The sequence below is a fragment of the Xenorhabdus sp. PB62.4 genome, from assembly GCF_014467285.1.
Taxonomy (GTDB): Bacteria; Pseudomonadota; Gammaproteobacteria; order Enterobacterales; family Enterobacteriaceae; genus Xenorhabdus.
In genome coordinates, this window is the sequence record NZ_NKHR01000028.1 from 21167 (window position 1) to 37063 (window position 15897).

Below are 15897 nucleotides of genomic sequence, written 5' to 3' on the forward strand. Positions count from 1 at the left end.
ATTAATTAACCAATAACATTCAGGTATCAGTTCAGGAAGCATGTTATGAAACGATTTTTAACTTTGATCGGCATCTTGTTGGTTGCCATGTTATCGTTAGGGGGATTGGCTAATATCGCTTATGCTCTCGAATACCCATTGCCTCCTGCTAATAGTCGTTTGATTGGTAAAAACTCGACTTATGTTGTGCCCGATGATGGGCTTCCACTGGAATCCATTGCGACTAAATACGAAATCGGCTTATTGGCAATGTTGGAAGCTAACCCTGGCGTTGATCCGTATTTACCGAAAGCTGGTACGGAACTTATTATTCCATCGCAGATGCTACTTCCAGATACACCTCGTCAGGGGGTTATCATCAATCTGGCTGAATTGAGGCTCTATTATTTCCCCAGTGGAGCAAACCATGTCATCGTATATCCTATCGGTATCGGTCAGCTTGGACGTAATACTCCAACTATGACGACGTCAGTCAGCCAATTGATCAAACATCCAACATGGACACCAACTGCTAATATCCGCAAGGATTATGCAAGTCGGGGGATCATTTTACCTACTGTGATACCTGCGGGCCCGGATAATCCAATGGGGGATTTTGCTTTACGTTTAGCGGCTGGACGGGGTGAATATCTCATCCACGGCACGAATGCGAATTTTGGTATTGGTATGCGTGTCAGTTCGGGATGTATCCGCTTAAGGCCCGACGATATTGAACATTTGTTCCGCATAATTCCACGGGGAACGCGTGTTCAGATCATTAATGAACCCATTAAATACGCTGTAGAGCCGAACGGTAAGCGCTATGTGGAAGTTCATCAGCCCCTTTCTCAACAAGAGACAGATGATCCACAGATATTGCCAATCCCGCGTTCTGAAGGATTGATGAAATTCATTGCTGATAGTAAAACAAACGAACTTCTTGTTGATCAAGCTATAATCCGCCGTTCAGGAATGCCAGTAGAGGTAAATATAGGGCAGGTTTCAAATAGTCAAAAAGATCCGGGAGTTTTAGGGCCGATTGAAAATGGAGAAGCAACTATTTCTGAAACTAAACCCGCTAAAATCCCTCGATTACGTCAGCCAGGACCAATTTATCAACCTGAAACCTGAATCTTTAATGATATGGGGAGAAAGGGAATCATTTTTGTTTAATGAATAGGAACTGGAAAAGAGAAATGGCGTACACTGTAGTACGCCATTTTTGTTATTTGCTACAAGCTTATTTCTTGTATGAACGAACTTGGTTATTAAGGCGTTGATTCGCTCGAGCTGCTTCGTCTTTGGCTGATTGTACATCAGAACGAATAGAACTAAGGTCATTGCTCAGCTGGTCAACTTTAGAACCGAGAGTTTGAACCTGCGAAGCAAGTTGCTCGACTTTAGTCGCGCTTGAACAACCTGCTAACAAAGTAGAAGCCAGAATTACTGCACCAAGTACAACTTTAGTACGATTCATTACAATACCCTCTAGATTAAGTTAATCTCCAAGTAGCCATCTAAGTATTACACAAACTATTTTAGAAAGAGAATAAATTTTTTCTACGAAAAAAATTCTGCTGTTCTTTATCTCAAAATAAGCCAATAATTTTTGGATATCGACAATAAAATGGTAGTCGAGTAGATGATTTAACCAGAATCGTCTTAATTGTTGCGTGATGTGCATACCATTTTTACAGTTTTGACATAATAAATGAGAGCACAAATTGTCTATTTAGTTATTTTAATGGTAGAGAAGTAATTAAACCAAATATCAATAAAGTAATGCAACTTATTGTTATGTGGTAGATATTGGTTTTAAACGTCAATGAGTAAAAACAGTAAAGTATTTCTGTATTGAACATCACTATAGAAGGCTATCGAATAAATTATGGTTCTGGTGTTAGCCTGTGTTTACTAAAATTATGGTTTATTTCAACTTTGGAAATATGTTCAATGCAACTGTATATAGATTGTAAAGTTCACTAAGATAATGGTACGCCTTGGAAATATAAAAAGCCCAATTCAGTTTAATACCAATATGGGCTTTAATTATGATTGACTGTGCTGCCTGAGGTTAGGCAGCACAAGGTTCATGATTAAAAAGTACAGTCTTAAAGCACATGAACAGAAGACGTGTTTGTTGTGCCACTTGGTACCAATGCGCCAGATACCATGACAACGATATCGCCTTTATTTGCCATACCACTCGCCAAAGCAGCTTCTTTACCAATGCGGTAGAAATCATCAGTAGAAGCGATTTCTTTTACAATCTGAGTGGAAACACCCTTGACCAATAGTAATTGGCGCGCAGTGATTTCATTGGTAGTCAAAGCAAGAATTTGTGCGTTAGGGAAATATTTGCGAATAGATCTTGCAGATTTACCACCATAGGTTGCTACAACGATTAACGGTGCTTCCAATTTTTCTGCAATTTCAACAGCGCCACGGCTGACTGCCTCAGTAACGCGCAGTTTCTGAATCTTGGTATTTTCAATGCGGCTGTTCATGACGCGATCTGTACGTTCACAGATAGTTGCCATGATGGAAACCGCCTCAACAGGATATTTTCCTTTAGCGCTTTCACCGGAAAGCATGACTGCATCAGTGCCATCTAAAATAGCGTTGGCAACGTCGCCTGCTTCAGCACGGGTAGGGCGTGGGTTTTTGATCATGGAATCCAGCATTTGAGTTGCGGTGATAACAACTTTACGAGCTGCATTACATTTTTCGATCATCATCTTCTGAGCGAAGATAACTTCTTCAACTGGGATTTCAACGCCTAAATCACCGCGAGCAACCATGATACCATCTGAGGCTTCAAGAATTTCATCGAAGTTATTCAAGCCTTCCTGGTTTTCAATTTTAGAAATAATTTGGATATGTTCGCCAGCGTGGGCTTTCAGGTGCTCACGAATTTCCAGAACATCGGAGCGCTTACGGATGAAAGATGCAGCGATGAAATCTACGCCTTGCTCACAGCCGAATACCAGATCTTGTTTGTCTTTCTCTGCCAATGCAGGCAGGTTGATGGAAACATTCGGCAGGTTAACGCCTTTATTTTCGCCCAAGTCACCATTGTTCAATACTTCACAGATAACTTCAGTTTCAGTGACATTTTTGACTGTCATGGCGATCAAACCGTCATCAACCAATATGGTATTACCTGATACCAAATCTGCTGGCAGCCCCGCATAAGTCACTGCAACGCGATCTTGATTGCCGATGATGGATTTATCTGTCGTAAAGGTAAAAATCTGGCCTGCGGTAAGAGAGACATCTTTGCCTCCTTCCAGCTTCATAGTACGTATTTCAGGGCCTTTGGTATCCAGTAGGATTGCTGCTTTTTTGCCAGTTTTCGCTGTGACCGCGCGAATATTTTTAATGCGTTGACCATGCTCTTCGTAATCACCGTGAGAAAAATTCAAACGCATTACATTCATGCCGGCATTGAGCAGTTCGGTTAATTTTTCTTCGGATTCTGTTTTTGGCCCGATAGTACAAACAATTTTGGTTTTTTTCATGACAATCTATCTACTGGTTTTAATGGATTAAAAGAGTGAATCGCCAACCATTGACATTTATGCCAACATCATCTGGAGTTGTAAGTTGCGCAACATAATGGAAAACGGATAGCAGAAAGCGTCAAATGGTTTTTTAGCATGAAGTCAAGCATGTGCAGACATGCGGACTTGGTTCGATTAATCATCTGTAATTTTTTCTGAATTCGGTAAATTAATTAGCTGAAACCATTCAACTCATGACAGGAGCGTATTATAGAGACTAATTTCTGTGAAATGAATCAAAAAAACAGTTCTTGAAAAGATTTATATACAGAAAAGCAGAAATATTCTGGTTCATGTTAAAAAAATCAGTGAGTTGTTGCGCAAACAGGGTGTAGTTGAATTTTTGGCGTTTAGAACAGGTTGGGGAACAATTGGTCCATTTTATGGAATGAAGAACGACAATAAGCGAATAGAAAAAATTGGAATTACTTTCGGGAGCAGTGAGATAAGATTTGGTGCGTCCGAGTGGACTCGAACCACCGACCCCCACCATGTCAAGGTGGTGCTCTAACCAACTGAGCTACGGACGCACATAAAACTGTTTTCTATGTCAACCTGATATTTGGTGCGTCCGAGTGGACTCGAACCACCGACCCCCACCATGTCAAGGTGGTGCTCTAACCAACTGAGCTACGGACGCAATCTAAATTACCGTGGCTGACAACGGGGACGAATATTAACGGGCACTGCGCTTTCTGGCAAGGGAAAAAATGCAAATTCTTGTTCAACTGCTCGTATTTACATCTTTTAGAATGAATTTACAGCTTTTCCCTTGGATTAATAACTTAATGTACTGAATTAACGAGAGGATCGTATCAAAACAGAGTGATCAGGTTGTTTTTGTGTCCACAGAATTCGGTAACCCATCATAAACGCCGCTGCCGTCAAGCCGATAATGAAACCGATCCAGAAACCTTGTGGCCCCATCGGTTCAGTAACATAATCAGTCAACGCCAGAACATATCCGCTAGGTAACCCTAACAGCCAGTAAGCAATGAAAGTGATAAAGAAGATTGAACGTGTATCTTTATATCCACGCAATACGCCTGAGCCAATGACCTGAACGGCATCAGAAAGTTGATAAATCGCCGCAAACAACATCAAATGGGAGGCAAGAATGACAACTTCAGGATTGTCGTTATACATAAATGCAATGCGTTCGCGGAACAATACCGTGAACGTTGCCGTCATAACAGCAAGGATTAAGCCAACAACAAGACTGGTGTAAGCGGATATTTTCGCACCTTCAGTTGATTTTTGACCAAGGTTATGACCAACCCGAATAGTTGCAGCGATCCCCAATGACAGCGGGAACATAAACATCATAGAGCTGAAATTAAGCGATATCTGGTGTCCGGCAACCGCGACGACGCCAAGCGGAGAAACCAGCAATGAAACAACTGCAAAAAGTGTTACCTCAAAGAACATGGCCAGTGCAATAGGCAAGCCGAGCAGTGCAATTCGTTTTTGGGTATGCCATTTAGGGCCTGAAAAATGACTAAATGTTTGAATATCTTTTTGAGCAGGAGAATGCCTTACATATGCAAGCAACAGAAGGAACATAACCCAGTAAACCGTTGCTGTTGCAACACCACAACCAACACCGCCCAATGCTGGTGCACCAAATTTACCGTAAATGAAAATATAATTGACGGGAATATTAACCAGTAAGCCGGCAATACCTATAACCATTGCAGGTTTGGTTTTCGACAACCCCTCACATTGGCCGCGTAATACTTGATAAAATAAATAACCTGGCGCACCCCACATAATGGCATGGATAAAATCTGTGGCTTTTTGCGCCAATACAGGATCAACGTTATGTTGTGCTTCTATAATAAAACGGCTGTTATACAATACCGCGATAATTAAGATAGAAAGGAAAGCTGCAAGCCAGAATCCTTGTTGGATCTGAGAAGCAACATTTTTTCTGTGACCAGAGCCATTCATGTGTGCCACGATTGGTGTTAGGGCAAGCAATAGACCTTGACCAAACAGGATAGTTGGCAGCCAAATTGATGTACCAACGGCAACTGCTGACATCTCAACAGCCCCGGCTTTACCTGCCATGACTGTATCGACAAAACCCATTGCAGTTTGTGAAAATTGGGCGATGATTACGGGAATTCCCAAAGCGAGCAAACTACGCGCTTCATTTAAATACTTCTGCACGTACTACACCTTTTTTGATTAAAAATTAAGTAGAAAAACAAAGAATATTTCTGCGAGCAAACGATGTTAGTGGAAAATGTATCGCTTATAAGCTTTCCTATTGTATAGGACTCATTTTATTAAGCCAATCATTGCACGATGTTTGTACTCAATAAAGTAAAGTAAACTATATTCAACTAAAACTACACTCAACCAAACTAGTGTTTAAAAGTGGTGAGTGGGTTAAACTAACTTTTGCAATGTAAAATGATTAAAGAGGTTCCCATGTTTACAGGTATCGTTCAGGGAAAAGCGCCGATAGTTGCCATTGATGAAAAAATGCACTTTCGGACCCATGTTGTTAAATTTCCGGCTGAATTATTACCCGGAATTGAAACGGGAGCTTCTGTTTCCCATAACGGCTGTTGTTTAACTGTAACCAAGATCGATGGCGATTTAATTAGCTTTGATTTAATGAAAGAAACCCTGCGTTTGACCAACCTTGGTGAACTTAACGTCGGTGGTTTAGTCAATCTGGAGAGGGCGGCTAAATTTGGCGATGAAATTGGCGGGCATTTGATGTCTGGTCATGTTATTACGACAGCAGAAATTGCCAAGATCTTCACTTCAGAAAATAATCATGAAATTTGGTTTCGGATCCACGATAAACAATTGATGAAATATATCCTGCATAAAGGTTTTATCGGCATCGATGGAATTAGTCTGACAATAGGGGACGTTGTGAATAACCGTTTCTGTGTCCACTTGATCCCAGAAACTTTGGAGCGCACGACACTAGGTAAAAAACGCCTTGGTCAAAAGGTCAACATTGAGATTGATCCACAAACTCAAGCGATTGTGGATACCGTTGAACGAGTGATGGCACAGAAAGAACAGGAAAGATTGTTGTCACAACCTGAAGAATAATAAATATTATCAAGTTATGGTAAATGTTTTTGTGGCAACGCCCTGAATTGAACATGAAAGCTACAGAAATTACATTTCTGTAGCTTCTCGAACCCGAGCGATGAAGTAAATTTTTATCTGGGTACTCTCAATCCTTTTTCAATACCTTGCGGACTAAATACGATTTGCCAGAGTTGAATATCCCTCGCACGAAATGCACCTGCACAGGCATTCAAGTAATAGCTGAACATCCGTTTGAAACGCGGACTGTAGTTATGTTCTATTTCGTGCCAGCTTGCAGTAAAGCGCTTATACCATTCCATAAGCGTCAGGTCATAATCTGCGCCAAAATTGTGCCAATCTTCCATGACAAATTTTCCATTAGTCGCTTTGGCTATTTTTGAAATTGATGGTAAGCAACCGTTGGGGAAGATATATTTGGTGATCCAGGCATCGGTGCCGGATTTATTGATATTAGAACCAATAGAATGGAGAAGAAACAGACCATCGGGTCTCAGGTTCTGTTTCACTATCTGGAAATAATTGTCATAATTTTTGGGGCCAACGTGCTCAAACATGCCAACGGAAACAATGCGATCAAACTGAAGGTTAAGGTTTCGATAATCTTCAAGGATAATTTTTACATCTAGATCCTTGCAGCGTTCCTGAGCATATTTTTGTTGCTCAGCTGAAATTGTGACTCCAGTAACAGATACCCCATAATTTTCTGCGGCATAGGCAGCCAAACCACCCCATCCACAACCGATATCTAATAAAGTCATGCCTGGAGCTAGTTGTAGTTTCTCACAAATAAGACGGAGTTTATTGGATTGGGCTTCTTCCAGGGTATTGGCATCTTTCCAGTAACCACAGGAGTATTGCATATAAGGATCAAGAATTCGGGTAAACAAATCATTACCTAAATTATAGTGTTCCTTACCGACAATCCAGGCTCGTTTTGGAGATTGTAAATTAAATATACGAGAGATAATTATCTGCAAAATATCTTTAGTATTTTTGGGGATACGACGATCCAAACCGGCCTGTAATATTTTATGAAAGAAAATATCAAGGCGATCACATTCCCACCAGCCATCCATATAACTTTCACCCAGTCCTAAAGAGCCTTCTTTCAATACTCGCTTATAAAAATCAGGATTTTTAATGCGTATATCGAAGGGGCGTTTGCCATTGATATCAATATCAGCTTCTTGAAGCAATTCATGGGCGATTCTATGCCAAGAATCCGTTATTGTTTTTTTATCTTCAACGAAAGATGAACTCATATACTCTCCAACATTTGTGTGATGGAATTTTGAGGTATCGTTTTGTAGCTGACTTTTATTATATTAAAGCCATAATGGATTGTTAGAAATAATATAGATATTAAACTAAAAAATTGCCTATCTGCCTTGAAATTTAAGAAGAGCGTCAATGCCCTGCAAAACCTCAAATTCCGAGTTTTTAGAATGAAGAATAGGTATGAGTATATGAGTGAAATGATATTTAAACAATCATCTAAAGGTCACATAATGCTGTAACCTTTAGATAATAATGTTCTTAATTATTATTTTTTTGAGAAATTGTTTAATTTATGTTTAGTGGTTTTCTTCCACATTTTTCTTTTGTAGCCAATAACCTATTGCCATTGGAACAACAGTAAGAGCCATAACTGTTGTTGTAGATAAGAGAGGATATTTCATAAAGATAGAAACAAATGAGCTTGCAACAAAACAAAGACCCAATTGAAGAGCATTTTGTAATGCAGCAGCTTTACCGCTGTTCTTAGGGTAGACCGAAAGCGCTTTTGCCACGGCAATAGGGTAGGAGGCTCCATTCATTGCGGCCATAAAGCAAAAAGGAGCAAGAATAGCCATAAATGAAGGTTCACTTAATATGGAAATTAAATAAATAATGATCATGCTTACAGCATAACCCACCAATAGGAACGGGAATACGGTTTCGCTTTTCACTTTTTCCAGCAAGATACGGCAACCATAACCGCCAATCATAAATGCCAGGGTTTGGGGAATATAACTTAGGCCAATATTGGTAGGATCATAACCCATATTATTCAAAATTATGGGCGATCCAGTCAGCCAGGCAAAAAAACCAGCACTGCAAGAAGCATAAATCAATACGTTTCCACTAAAAACAGGGGATTTTAGTAACGTAAGGAAAGAAACTGTCTTCTTATCCGTGGTTACTTCAATGTTATTGAGCTTATTGGTCAGGCAAAGTGTTGGCATTAACAGTAAGAGAGTTACTATCATTAAAACAAAGAAAATGATCCTCCAACCATCATGGATCAATAACCATGCGCCTAATAAAGGAGCGAGGGCGGGAGAAAGAGCAACCAGAGGCATGATCATGGCAAAAACGCGTTTGGCGTGCTCTGTATCATATCTATCGACGACCAGAGCCTGCCAGGAAACCGCAGCAGAACAGACGCCAACTGCTTGAATAAATCTCAGTACCAGTAATTGAGTGGCATCCGTTATCCAAAGCATACCTAAACAGCTAATGGAAAACAGAGATAGTCCGATAATAAGAACAGGTTTTCTGCCTAAGCGATCAGATAATTGTCCCCATAAAAGTTGTGCAAAGGCAAAGCCGGCAAGAAAAATGCTAAGACTCGCACTAATGGCGTTTTCTGATGTACCTAATTCTGCTTTCATTGCATCAAAAGCAGGCAGATACATATCGATAGCCAAATAGCCGAGCATACTCAGGCCGGCGAGATAAAACATGAATGAAATTGAGTTTTTATTTGTTGCCATAATATTAATAAATGGTGTTAATAAGTAATGTTAATAAATAGTATTAATAACTTGACGTGGTAGTTGATAAGGAGATACCCGGCTTATTTTATATGGCATGATTTTTACTTGTGAAACGGTAATATTTGCACCATGTTGTGAAAAAATTTGAAAGGAATATATATGTGGTCTGAATACTCTCTGGAGGTTATTGATGCTGTTGCCAGAACAGGAAGTTTTAGCGCTGCCGCATCAGAACTTCATCGTGTACCTTCCGCTGTCAGCTATACGGTAAAACAACTTGAAGAATGGCTGGCAGTACCTTTATTTGAACGTCGTCACCGTGATGTGGATTTAACTGAGGCTGGAGTTATTTTTGTCAAGGAGGCTAGATCTGTTATCAAAAAAATGAATCACACCCGACACCAGTGCCAGCAAGTGGCTAATGGATGGCGGGGACAATTCAGTATTGCGGTTGATCAAGTTGTAAAGCCGGAGCGGACACTTCAGTTGATTTTGGATTTTTACCGCCATTTTCCAGATATTGAATTGTTTATCTATCCTGAAGTTTTTAATGGGGTATGGGATGCTCTTGTCGATGAGAGAGTAGATGTTGCCATTGGGGCGACACGTGCCTCTCCTGTCGGTGAGCGATATAGCTTTAGGGATATGGGATTCATGCCCTGGTTGTGTGTCGCCAGCCCTGCACATGAACTGGCTGCAATATCGGGAAAACTGAACGATGATCAAATTCGGCTTTATTCCAGTTTGTGTCTTGAAGATACTTCGCGCAACTTACCTAAACGCGATACATGGGCCTTGGATAACCAACGGCGATTAGTTGTGCCTGATTGGGATGCCGGATTGAGTTGCCTGATGGATGGGTTGTGTGTCGGGATGGTGCCCAAGCATCGTGCACTGCCGTTGATCCGTAAAGGAAAGCTGGTTGCACTGGAACTTGAACAACCACTGCCTGATAGCCCATGTTGCTTAACATGGTCAGAAGAATGCCATTCACCAGCATTAAGTTGGTTACTTAATTATCTTGGAGATAGTGAAACACTTAATGCTGAGTGGTTGCAGGAAAATTAACTATTAACGGCGATAATCGATAAAAGGTCCATCCGCCACGGAGCGACGCTCAACGAGACGCGGATGGACTTCAATAGTTTGTGCATCTTCACGCTTATTAACGATCCTATCCAATAGCATTGAGAAGGCCATTTGCCCCAGACGTTCTTTGGGCTGGTGGATGGTTGTTAATGCTGGTGTAAAATAGCGGGCATTACGAATATTGTCATAACCGATGATAGAAATGTCTTGCGGAACGCGTAATCCCAATTCATCGGCTGCGCAAATTGCACCCATTGCCATAACATCACCACCGCAAAAAACAGCAGTTGGGCGATGCTTTTGATTCAGGATTTTACACATGGCCTGATAACCAGATTCAGGTTCAAAATCACCTTGTACAATCCACTCGTCCCGAATAGTAATATTGGCTTCTCTCAGTGCCTTGAGAAAACCTTGATGACGTCCGCCTCCGGTATTTCTTGCCAATGGCCCCGGAATAGATGCAATATCACGATGGCCGCGTTCAATAAGGTAACGACCTGCCAAGTAACCACCATGAAAAGCGTTGTCAATAATTGCATCAGTAAAATCCCCTCTGGATTCTCCCCAATCCATAACTACCATGGGAATATTACGATAGTCTTCCAACATACCTAAAAGTTGTTCAGGATATTCTGAACACATTACCAGCAAACCATCTACGCGTTTTTGCGCTAACATTGCGAGATAAGCTTTCTGCTTATCAAGATTGTTATGAGAATTACACAAAATCAGTGTGTAGCCTTTGCCATAGCAGCTATTTTCAACAGATTCTATGATTTCAGCAAAATAAGGGGCTTCACTTGATGTTGCCAGCAATCCAATGGATTTGGTGTGGTTAACTTTCAAGCTGCGAGCAACGGCGCTGGGAGAATAATTCAGCTCCTTAATCGCAGCCCAAACTGTAGCCTTTGTATCTTCGGCGACGAAGCGGGTTTTATTGATAACATGGGATACGGTTGTGGTCGAAACACCAGCGCGTTTAGCCACATCTTTAATCGTTGCCATGATAAAAAGGACTCCTGACCTTATGGTCTAAATTTATATACCCTTCATTTTTCAGGCTGCCACATGGTTGATTGCTCTAACTTGTGTCACTTTGCAACCTGAAAGCTATTGGATATAGATATTTGTTAAGCGTTTGCCAATATATTTATATATAGAGTGATGGTTGGCAATAATTTAGCGATGAACCTTGAATTTTGTCTGATCTAGCTCAAAAGTGAAAGTAATAATCGATGTTATAAAGAGTATGGTTCAAGGATTACAGTATAGTTTTTTAAATAATGCAATAAATAACCATCTAAAGCTTATGGTATTGAGATATCTTAATTTTCACATTGAGGATAGTCTATGGATACAGATCTGAAGTTGGGATTATTGGCTGCCAGCAGTGCATTAATCATGATTGTTTTTCTGGGAAGCCTTTGCCTTATCTGATCGAGTTCGAGAAAAAGAATTGAGGTATAACATTACTTGTTCCAAGGGTAGGTGCACCTGTTCATAATGTGGTGAACAGGTGCACTTGCCCTTGTTATTTCAAACAGGGACGAGAATTAATCTTATTAAGCCAGATTTTCTTCAACAAATTTCCAGTTGACTAAAGCCCAGAAGTGCTCCAGGTATTGAGGACGCGCATTGCGGTAATCGATGTAATATGCGTGTTCCCAAACGTCAACTGTCAGTACTGGCTTATCTTCGCCTGTCAGTGGAGTTGCTGCGTTAGAAGTATTAACGATAGCGAGGCTGCCGTCAGTTTTCTTGACCAGCCATGTCCAGCCAGAACCAAAGTTTTTCAGGGCGGCGTCAGTGAACTGCTGTTTGAACTCAGCAAAAGAGCCGAAAGCACTATTGATAGCATCTGCTACTTTTCCGGTTGGTTCGCCACCACCATTTGGTGACAGACTATGCCAGTAGAAAGTATGGTTCCAGACTTGCGCTGCGTTATTGAAGATGCCGCCTTCAGATGTTTTGATGATTTCTTCCAGTGATTTTCCGGCAAACTCGGTCTCTTTAATCAGATTATTCAAGTTTACAACATAAGCGTTGTGATGTTTGCCGTAATGATATTCCAGAGTTTCTGCAGAAATGTGTGGTTCCAGGGCATCTTTGGCATAAGGTAATGCTGGTAATTCAAAAGACATTGCATGCTCCTTTTTAATATCGGTTTTTTGGCTCTGTAAACCATGACTTAGATACTGAATCATGGGCAGAGCAAATTTAAGCTTATTATCATGTTGCTGTTTTGATAATTATCTTAACAACTTTTTTGCTAAATAACAGGAGAAAAGATGCTACTTAGCTGCGAACTGGCGTAGAACTGAACTATAACATGAACTTAATACGGCTAATTAGGATAAAATACCTGATGAATACTTGTTGTAAATCATGGCAAAAATTTGCCACGGAAAGTTCGCGGTAGAAAAATCAGAGTAGAAAGTGGTATTCTGAATCAAACTTTTCTGATGCTGATGAATAGCACTTGCAGTTTAAGGAAGCAAAAATGACGACTATGAATACGAACACTAACACAGTTACTAATACAACAACTGAAGAAACTATTGAAAAAATTAAACGCCAAATTAGTGAGAACCCAATCCTGCTGTACATGAAAGGTTCTCCTAAATTGCCAAGCTGTGGTTTCTCTGCACAGGCAGTTCAGGCATTATCTGCCTGCGGTGAGCGTTTTGCTTATGTGGATATTCTGCAAAACCCAGATATTCGTGCTGAATTGCCTAAATATGCGCATTGGCCAACGTTTCCTCAGTTGTGGGTTGATGGTGAACTGGTTGGCGGTTGTGACATTCTTGTTGAGATGTACCAGCGCGGTGAATTACAGGCTTTAATCAAAGAAACTGCTGACAAATACCGTGAACAAGAATAAATAAGTGAATAATTCATCGGAATGATAAATTATTCCTGTAGCCCCATTCCCATAATAGGGGTGGGGCTTAATGTATCAGAATTAATATATTATAATTAATGTATTAGGGTTCGTTGTCAGCAGTATCTGCGGAAGGTAATGGCCAGCCACCAAGTCGTTTCCAACGGTTGACGAGTTCACAGAAAAGCAGGGCAGTTCGATCGGTATCATAAAGCGCGCTGTGTGCTTGATTACTGTCAAATGGTATTTCCGCAGTGATGCAAGCTTTAGCAAGGATCGTCTGACCAAGAACCAACCCACTGAGAGCCGCAGTATCAAATGTCGCGAATGGGTGAAATGGATTGCGCTTTAACCCGGAACGCTCTGCGGCTGCCATAACAAAATTATGATCAAAATTGGCGTTATGGGCGACCATGATTGCACGGTTGCAATTAGTGTTTTTCATACCCTTGCGGATCATTTTGAAAATAGCATGCAATGCAGTGTATTCGCTGACTGCCCCTCTTAAGGGATTTGTGGGGTCAATGCCTGTGAATGCCAGAGCGGCAGGATCAAGGTTAGCACCTTCAAAAGGGTCAATATGGAAATGCAGTGCATCAGCGGGCATCAGCCAGCCTTCCTCATCCATTTTTAAAGTGATTGCAGCAATTTCAAGTAAAGCATCTGTACGCGCATTAAAACCACCGGTTTCGACATCAATGACAACCGGATAGTAGCCGCGAAAGCGCCCGCTTAGCATGTTTTGATCGTTTTTATTAGACATCTGATTTTTAGTTCTTAACTTCAGGATTCTGTTTTTAAATCTGGAATAGGACGTATTATGACAAAATTTGCTATGTCTTGCAGAAGTAATATTTATCCAATGGAAAGGATCTACTTAATAGATTTCAAAATGCAGAGTGCTTATGAAAAAAGGAATCATTGAGAGTATAGTGAACTATGTGGCTGGAATGAGAGCAGCCAACAAGGCTGCAACTCAAAACTTATCGGTTAATTAGTTTCCTAATGCACTACTCGCGCTTGTGTTTTCAATAAGCTCGATCTTATAGCCATCGGGATCTTCAACAAAAGCAATAACAGTTGTTCCGCCTTTGACAGGCCCTGCTTCGCGGATTACATTCCCGCCAGCGAGTTTAATACGCTCACAGGTCGCCGCAACGTCATCAACACCTAACGCAATGTGCCCAAATGCAGTTCCCATTTCGTAGCTTTCAACTCCCCAATTATAGGTTAGCTCAATAACTGCGCCTTGGCTCTCGTCAGTATAACCAACAAATGCAAGGGAATATTTGTACTCTGGATTTTCACTAGTGCGAAGTAAACGCATGCCCATTACTTGAGTATAGAAATCAATCGAGCGCTGCATGTCGCCAACACGGATCATAGTATGGAGTAAACGCATGATTACCTCTTGATATTTATGGTTTTAGGGTGCCATATCGCCAGCACCCGGCGGCTATTAATAATATCTTATTTAGTTCGTTTTTTCCTTTCTTTTAATAAATTGCATTCTTTCCAGTTTCTTTGCAGCTAACTTTCTTTGCTTGTCAATGTATGCTGCCAGATCATTTACATGAACGATTAGCGGTGACTTCTGGCTGTTATTTAACTTATATGTGGGAATAGCTTTCCTTCATTGGCTTTACGTTCAGCAGTTCCGGGGCTCATTTTGAGGTATCTTTCTGCTATGTTTGATAACGGAATTTGCCCAGATTCATTATCTTGCCATTCGTTGATGTTAACCACAAAAACGACAGCCTTGGTCAAAGCGATGATGCAGATGGAGAACAGAAAGCAGCCGTATTCAGAGGTGATGTATAAAATACCGGCATATTAGATTTATCTTAATACAAATTCGCACAGTGAGTTATTATAGTGTCGTCGCTTTTGACGTAACCTAGAGGGAGTAAACATGTTGAAAGTAATTGCAGAAGATTTTATTCAGATTGACGCTGTAGATATTGTACTTCCGCTTTATCGTGAGTTAATTGAAGCAACCAAACGTGAACCCCTGTGTATTGCTTACGACCTATATGTTGATCAAAAAGATGCAGGTCATTTTATCTTTATAGAAGAATGGCCTGACCGAGTAGCTTTAGATGCCCATTGTGCGAGTGAGCATTTTCAGCGTCTTGTCCCCATGATTAATAAATACAAGCGGAAAGAGCCTATTTTCATATTCATGGACAGTGCGTTAACTAAAACATAAACATCATATCATAAGCAATTTATGGGAATTGCACGGATAATTTTATTTATTCGCCATCACATCCCGTGGTGGCTTTTTGCTTTCATGTATTCGATCTTGCTGAAGATGATTGGGTGGCAAATGTGAAAAACACTGGTTAAATGATGTTAATTAAAAAAGTTACTCAGAATAATAAAACCCCCTTACAGGGCGGGATTCCACTTTGTATTAAGTTTAATCAAATATAAGCTGACTACGGAATTCCGCTGACCACATTGCTCTTCGGCGTTTAGCGGCCTGACTGTCCTTTATACTGGTATTTTGTTTAATCACATTTAATGCAATTCGATTAAA

The 15897-nt window shown here is 40.7% G+C and carries 15 protein-coding genes, 2 tRNA genes and 1 pseudogene; 5 read left to right on the plus strand and 13 right to left on the minus strand.

The window, feature by feature from the left end; all coding sequences use genetic code 11:
• Window positions 1-45 precede the first annotated feature (45 nt).
• Window positions 46-1110 carry a L,D-transpeptidase family protein gene (locus Xenpb_RS16770; RefSeq protein ID WP_187655370.1) on the plus strand — a complete coding sequence of 355 codons (1065 nt, stop codon included), beginning with the start codon at window positions 46-48 and terminating at the stop codon, window positions 1108-1110.
• A 109-nt stretch (window positions 1111-1219) separates the two neighbouring features.
• Here the strand turns inward: Xenpb_RS16770 and Xenpb_RS16775 are convergent, their stop codons facing one another.
• The 5 genes from Xenpb_RS16775 to Xenpb_RS16795 form a co-directional block, all read right to left on the minus strand.
• Window positions 1220-1456 carry a major outer membrane lipoprotein gene (locus tag Xenpb_RS16775; RefSeq protein WP_047964342.1) on the minus strand — a complete coding sequence of 79 codons (237 nt, stop codon included), beginning with the start codon at window positions 1454-1456 and terminating at the stop codon, window positions 1220-1222.
• Between the two features lie 634 nt (window positions 1457-2090).
• Window positions 2091-3500, minus strand: a complete 1410-nt coding sequence (gene pykF, locus Xenpb_RS16780; RefSeq protein ID WP_187655371.1) for a pyruvate kinase PykF — start codon at window positions 3498-3500, stop codon at window positions 2091-2093.
• 495 nt (window positions 3501-3995) lie between these two features.
• A tRNA-Val gene (locus Xenpb_RS16785) sits at window positions 3996-4072 on the minus strand.
• Between the two features lie 33 nt (window positions 4073-4105).
• A tRNA-Val gene (locus Xenpb_RS16790) sits at window positions 4106-4182 on the minus strand.
• 158 nt (window positions 4183-4340) lie between these two features.
• Complete coding sequence (locus tag Xenpb_RS16795) at window positions 4341-5714, minus strand: MATE family efflux transporter (RefSeq protein WP_187655372.1); 1374 nt, start codon at window positions 5712-5714, stop codon at window positions 4341-4343.
• 264 nt (window positions 5715-5978) lie between these two features.
• Here Xenpb_RS16795 and Xenpb_RS16800 point away from each other — a divergent pair, with 264 nt between their 5' ends.
• Window positions 5979-6620: a riboflavin synthase subunit alpha gene (locus Xenpb_RS16800; RefSeq protein ID WP_187655373.1), complete on the plus strand. Its 642-nt coding sequence runs from the start codon at window positions 5979-5981 to the stop codon at window positions 6618-6620.
• Between the two features lie 113 nt (window positions 6621-6733).
• Here the strand turns inward: Xenpb_RS16800 and cfa are convergent, their stop codons facing one another.
• The gene (gene cfa, locus Xenpb_RS16805) at window positions 6734-7885 is read right to left on the minus strand and encodes a cyclopropane fatty acyl phospholipid synthase (RefSeq protein ID WP_187655374.1); all 1152 of its coding nucleotides are present in this window, start codon (window positions 7883-7885) and stop codon (window positions 6734-6736) included.
• A gap of 312 nt (window positions 7886-8197) precedes the next feature.
• The gene (gene punC, locus Xenpb_RS16810; protein ID WP_187655375.1) at window positions 8198-9379 is read right to left on the minus strand and encodes a purine nucleoside transporter PunC; all 1182 of its coding nucleotides are present in this window, start codon (window positions 9377-9379) and stop codon (window positions 8198-8200) included.
• 162 nt (window positions 9380-9541) lie between these two features.
• Here punC and punR point away from each other — a divergent pair, with 162 nt between their 5' ends.
• Complete coding sequence (punR, locus tag Xenpb_RS16815; RefSeq protein ID WP_187655376.1) at window positions 9542-10450, plus strand: DNA-binding transcriptional activator PunR; 909 nt, start codon at window positions 9542-9544, stop codon at window positions 10448-10450.
• Window positions 10451-10453: 3 nt separating this feature from the next.
• Here the strand turns inward: punR and purR are convergent, their stop codons facing one another.
• Window positions 10454-11479 carry an HTH-type transcriptional repressor PurR gene (purR, locus tag Xenpb_RS16820; protein ID WP_187655377.1) on the minus strand — a complete coding sequence of 342 codons (1026 nt, stop codon included), beginning with the start codon at window positions 11477-11479 and terminating at the stop codon, window positions 10454-10456.
• Between the two features lie 557 nt (window positions 11480-12036).
• Window positions 12037-12615 carry a superoxide dismutase [Fe] gene (gene sodB / locus Xenpb_RS16825; protein WP_187655378.1) on the minus strand — a complete coding sequence of 193 codons (579 nt, stop codon included), beginning with the start codon at window positions 12613-12615 and terminating at the stop codon, window positions 12037-12039.
• 359 nt (window positions 12616-12974) lie between these two features.
• Between sodB and Xenpb_RS16830 the strand changes: the two genes are divergently transcribed.
• Window positions 12975-13355 (plus strand): Grx4 family monothiol glutaredoxin, encoded by a 381-nt coding sequence (locus tag Xenpb_RS16830; protein ID WP_187655379.1) that lies wholly within the window; start codon window positions 12975-12977, stop codon window positions 13353-13355.
• Between the two features lie 103 nt (window positions 13356-13458).
• Here Xenpb_RS16830 and rnt read toward each other — a convergent pair whose 3' ends face one another.
• The 3 genes from rnt to Xenpb_RS20535 form a co-directional block, all read right to left on the minus strand.
• Window positions 13459-14118, minus strand: a complete 660-nt coding sequence (gene rnt, locus Xenpb_RS16835; RefSeq protein ID WP_187655380.1) for a ribonuclease T — start codon at window positions 14116-14118, stop codon at window positions 13459-13461.
• Window positions 14119-14349: 231 nt separating this feature from the next.
• Window positions 14350-14757 (minus strand): lactoylglutathione lyase, encoded by a 408-nt coding sequence (gloA, locus tag Xenpb_RS16840; protein ID WP_099115285.1) that lies wholly within the window; start codon window positions 14755-14757, stop codon window positions 14350-14352.
• Between the two features lie 72 nt (window positions 14758-14829).
• A complete protein-coding gene (locus Xenpb_RS20535) occupies window positions 14830-14979 on the minus strand; it encodes a pyocin activator PrtN family protein (protein ID WP_368666836.1) in 150 nt (49 codons plus the stop codon).
• 288 nt (window positions 14980-15267) lie between these two features.
• Here Xenpb_RS20535 and Xenpb_RS16850 point away from each other — a divergent pair, with 288 nt between their 5' ends.
• Window positions 15268-15564, plus strand: coding sequence for a putative quinol monooxygenase (locus Xenpb_RS16850; protein ID WP_187655381.1), 297 nt, complete (start codon window positions 15268-15270; stop codon window positions 15562-15564).
• 213 nt (window positions 15565-15777) lie between these two features.
• Here the strand turns inward: Xenpb_RS16850 and Xenpb_RS16855 are convergent.
• A pseudogene (locus Xenpb_RS16855) lies at window positions 15778-15897 on the minus strand (ISAs1 family transposase); the annotation flags it as partial.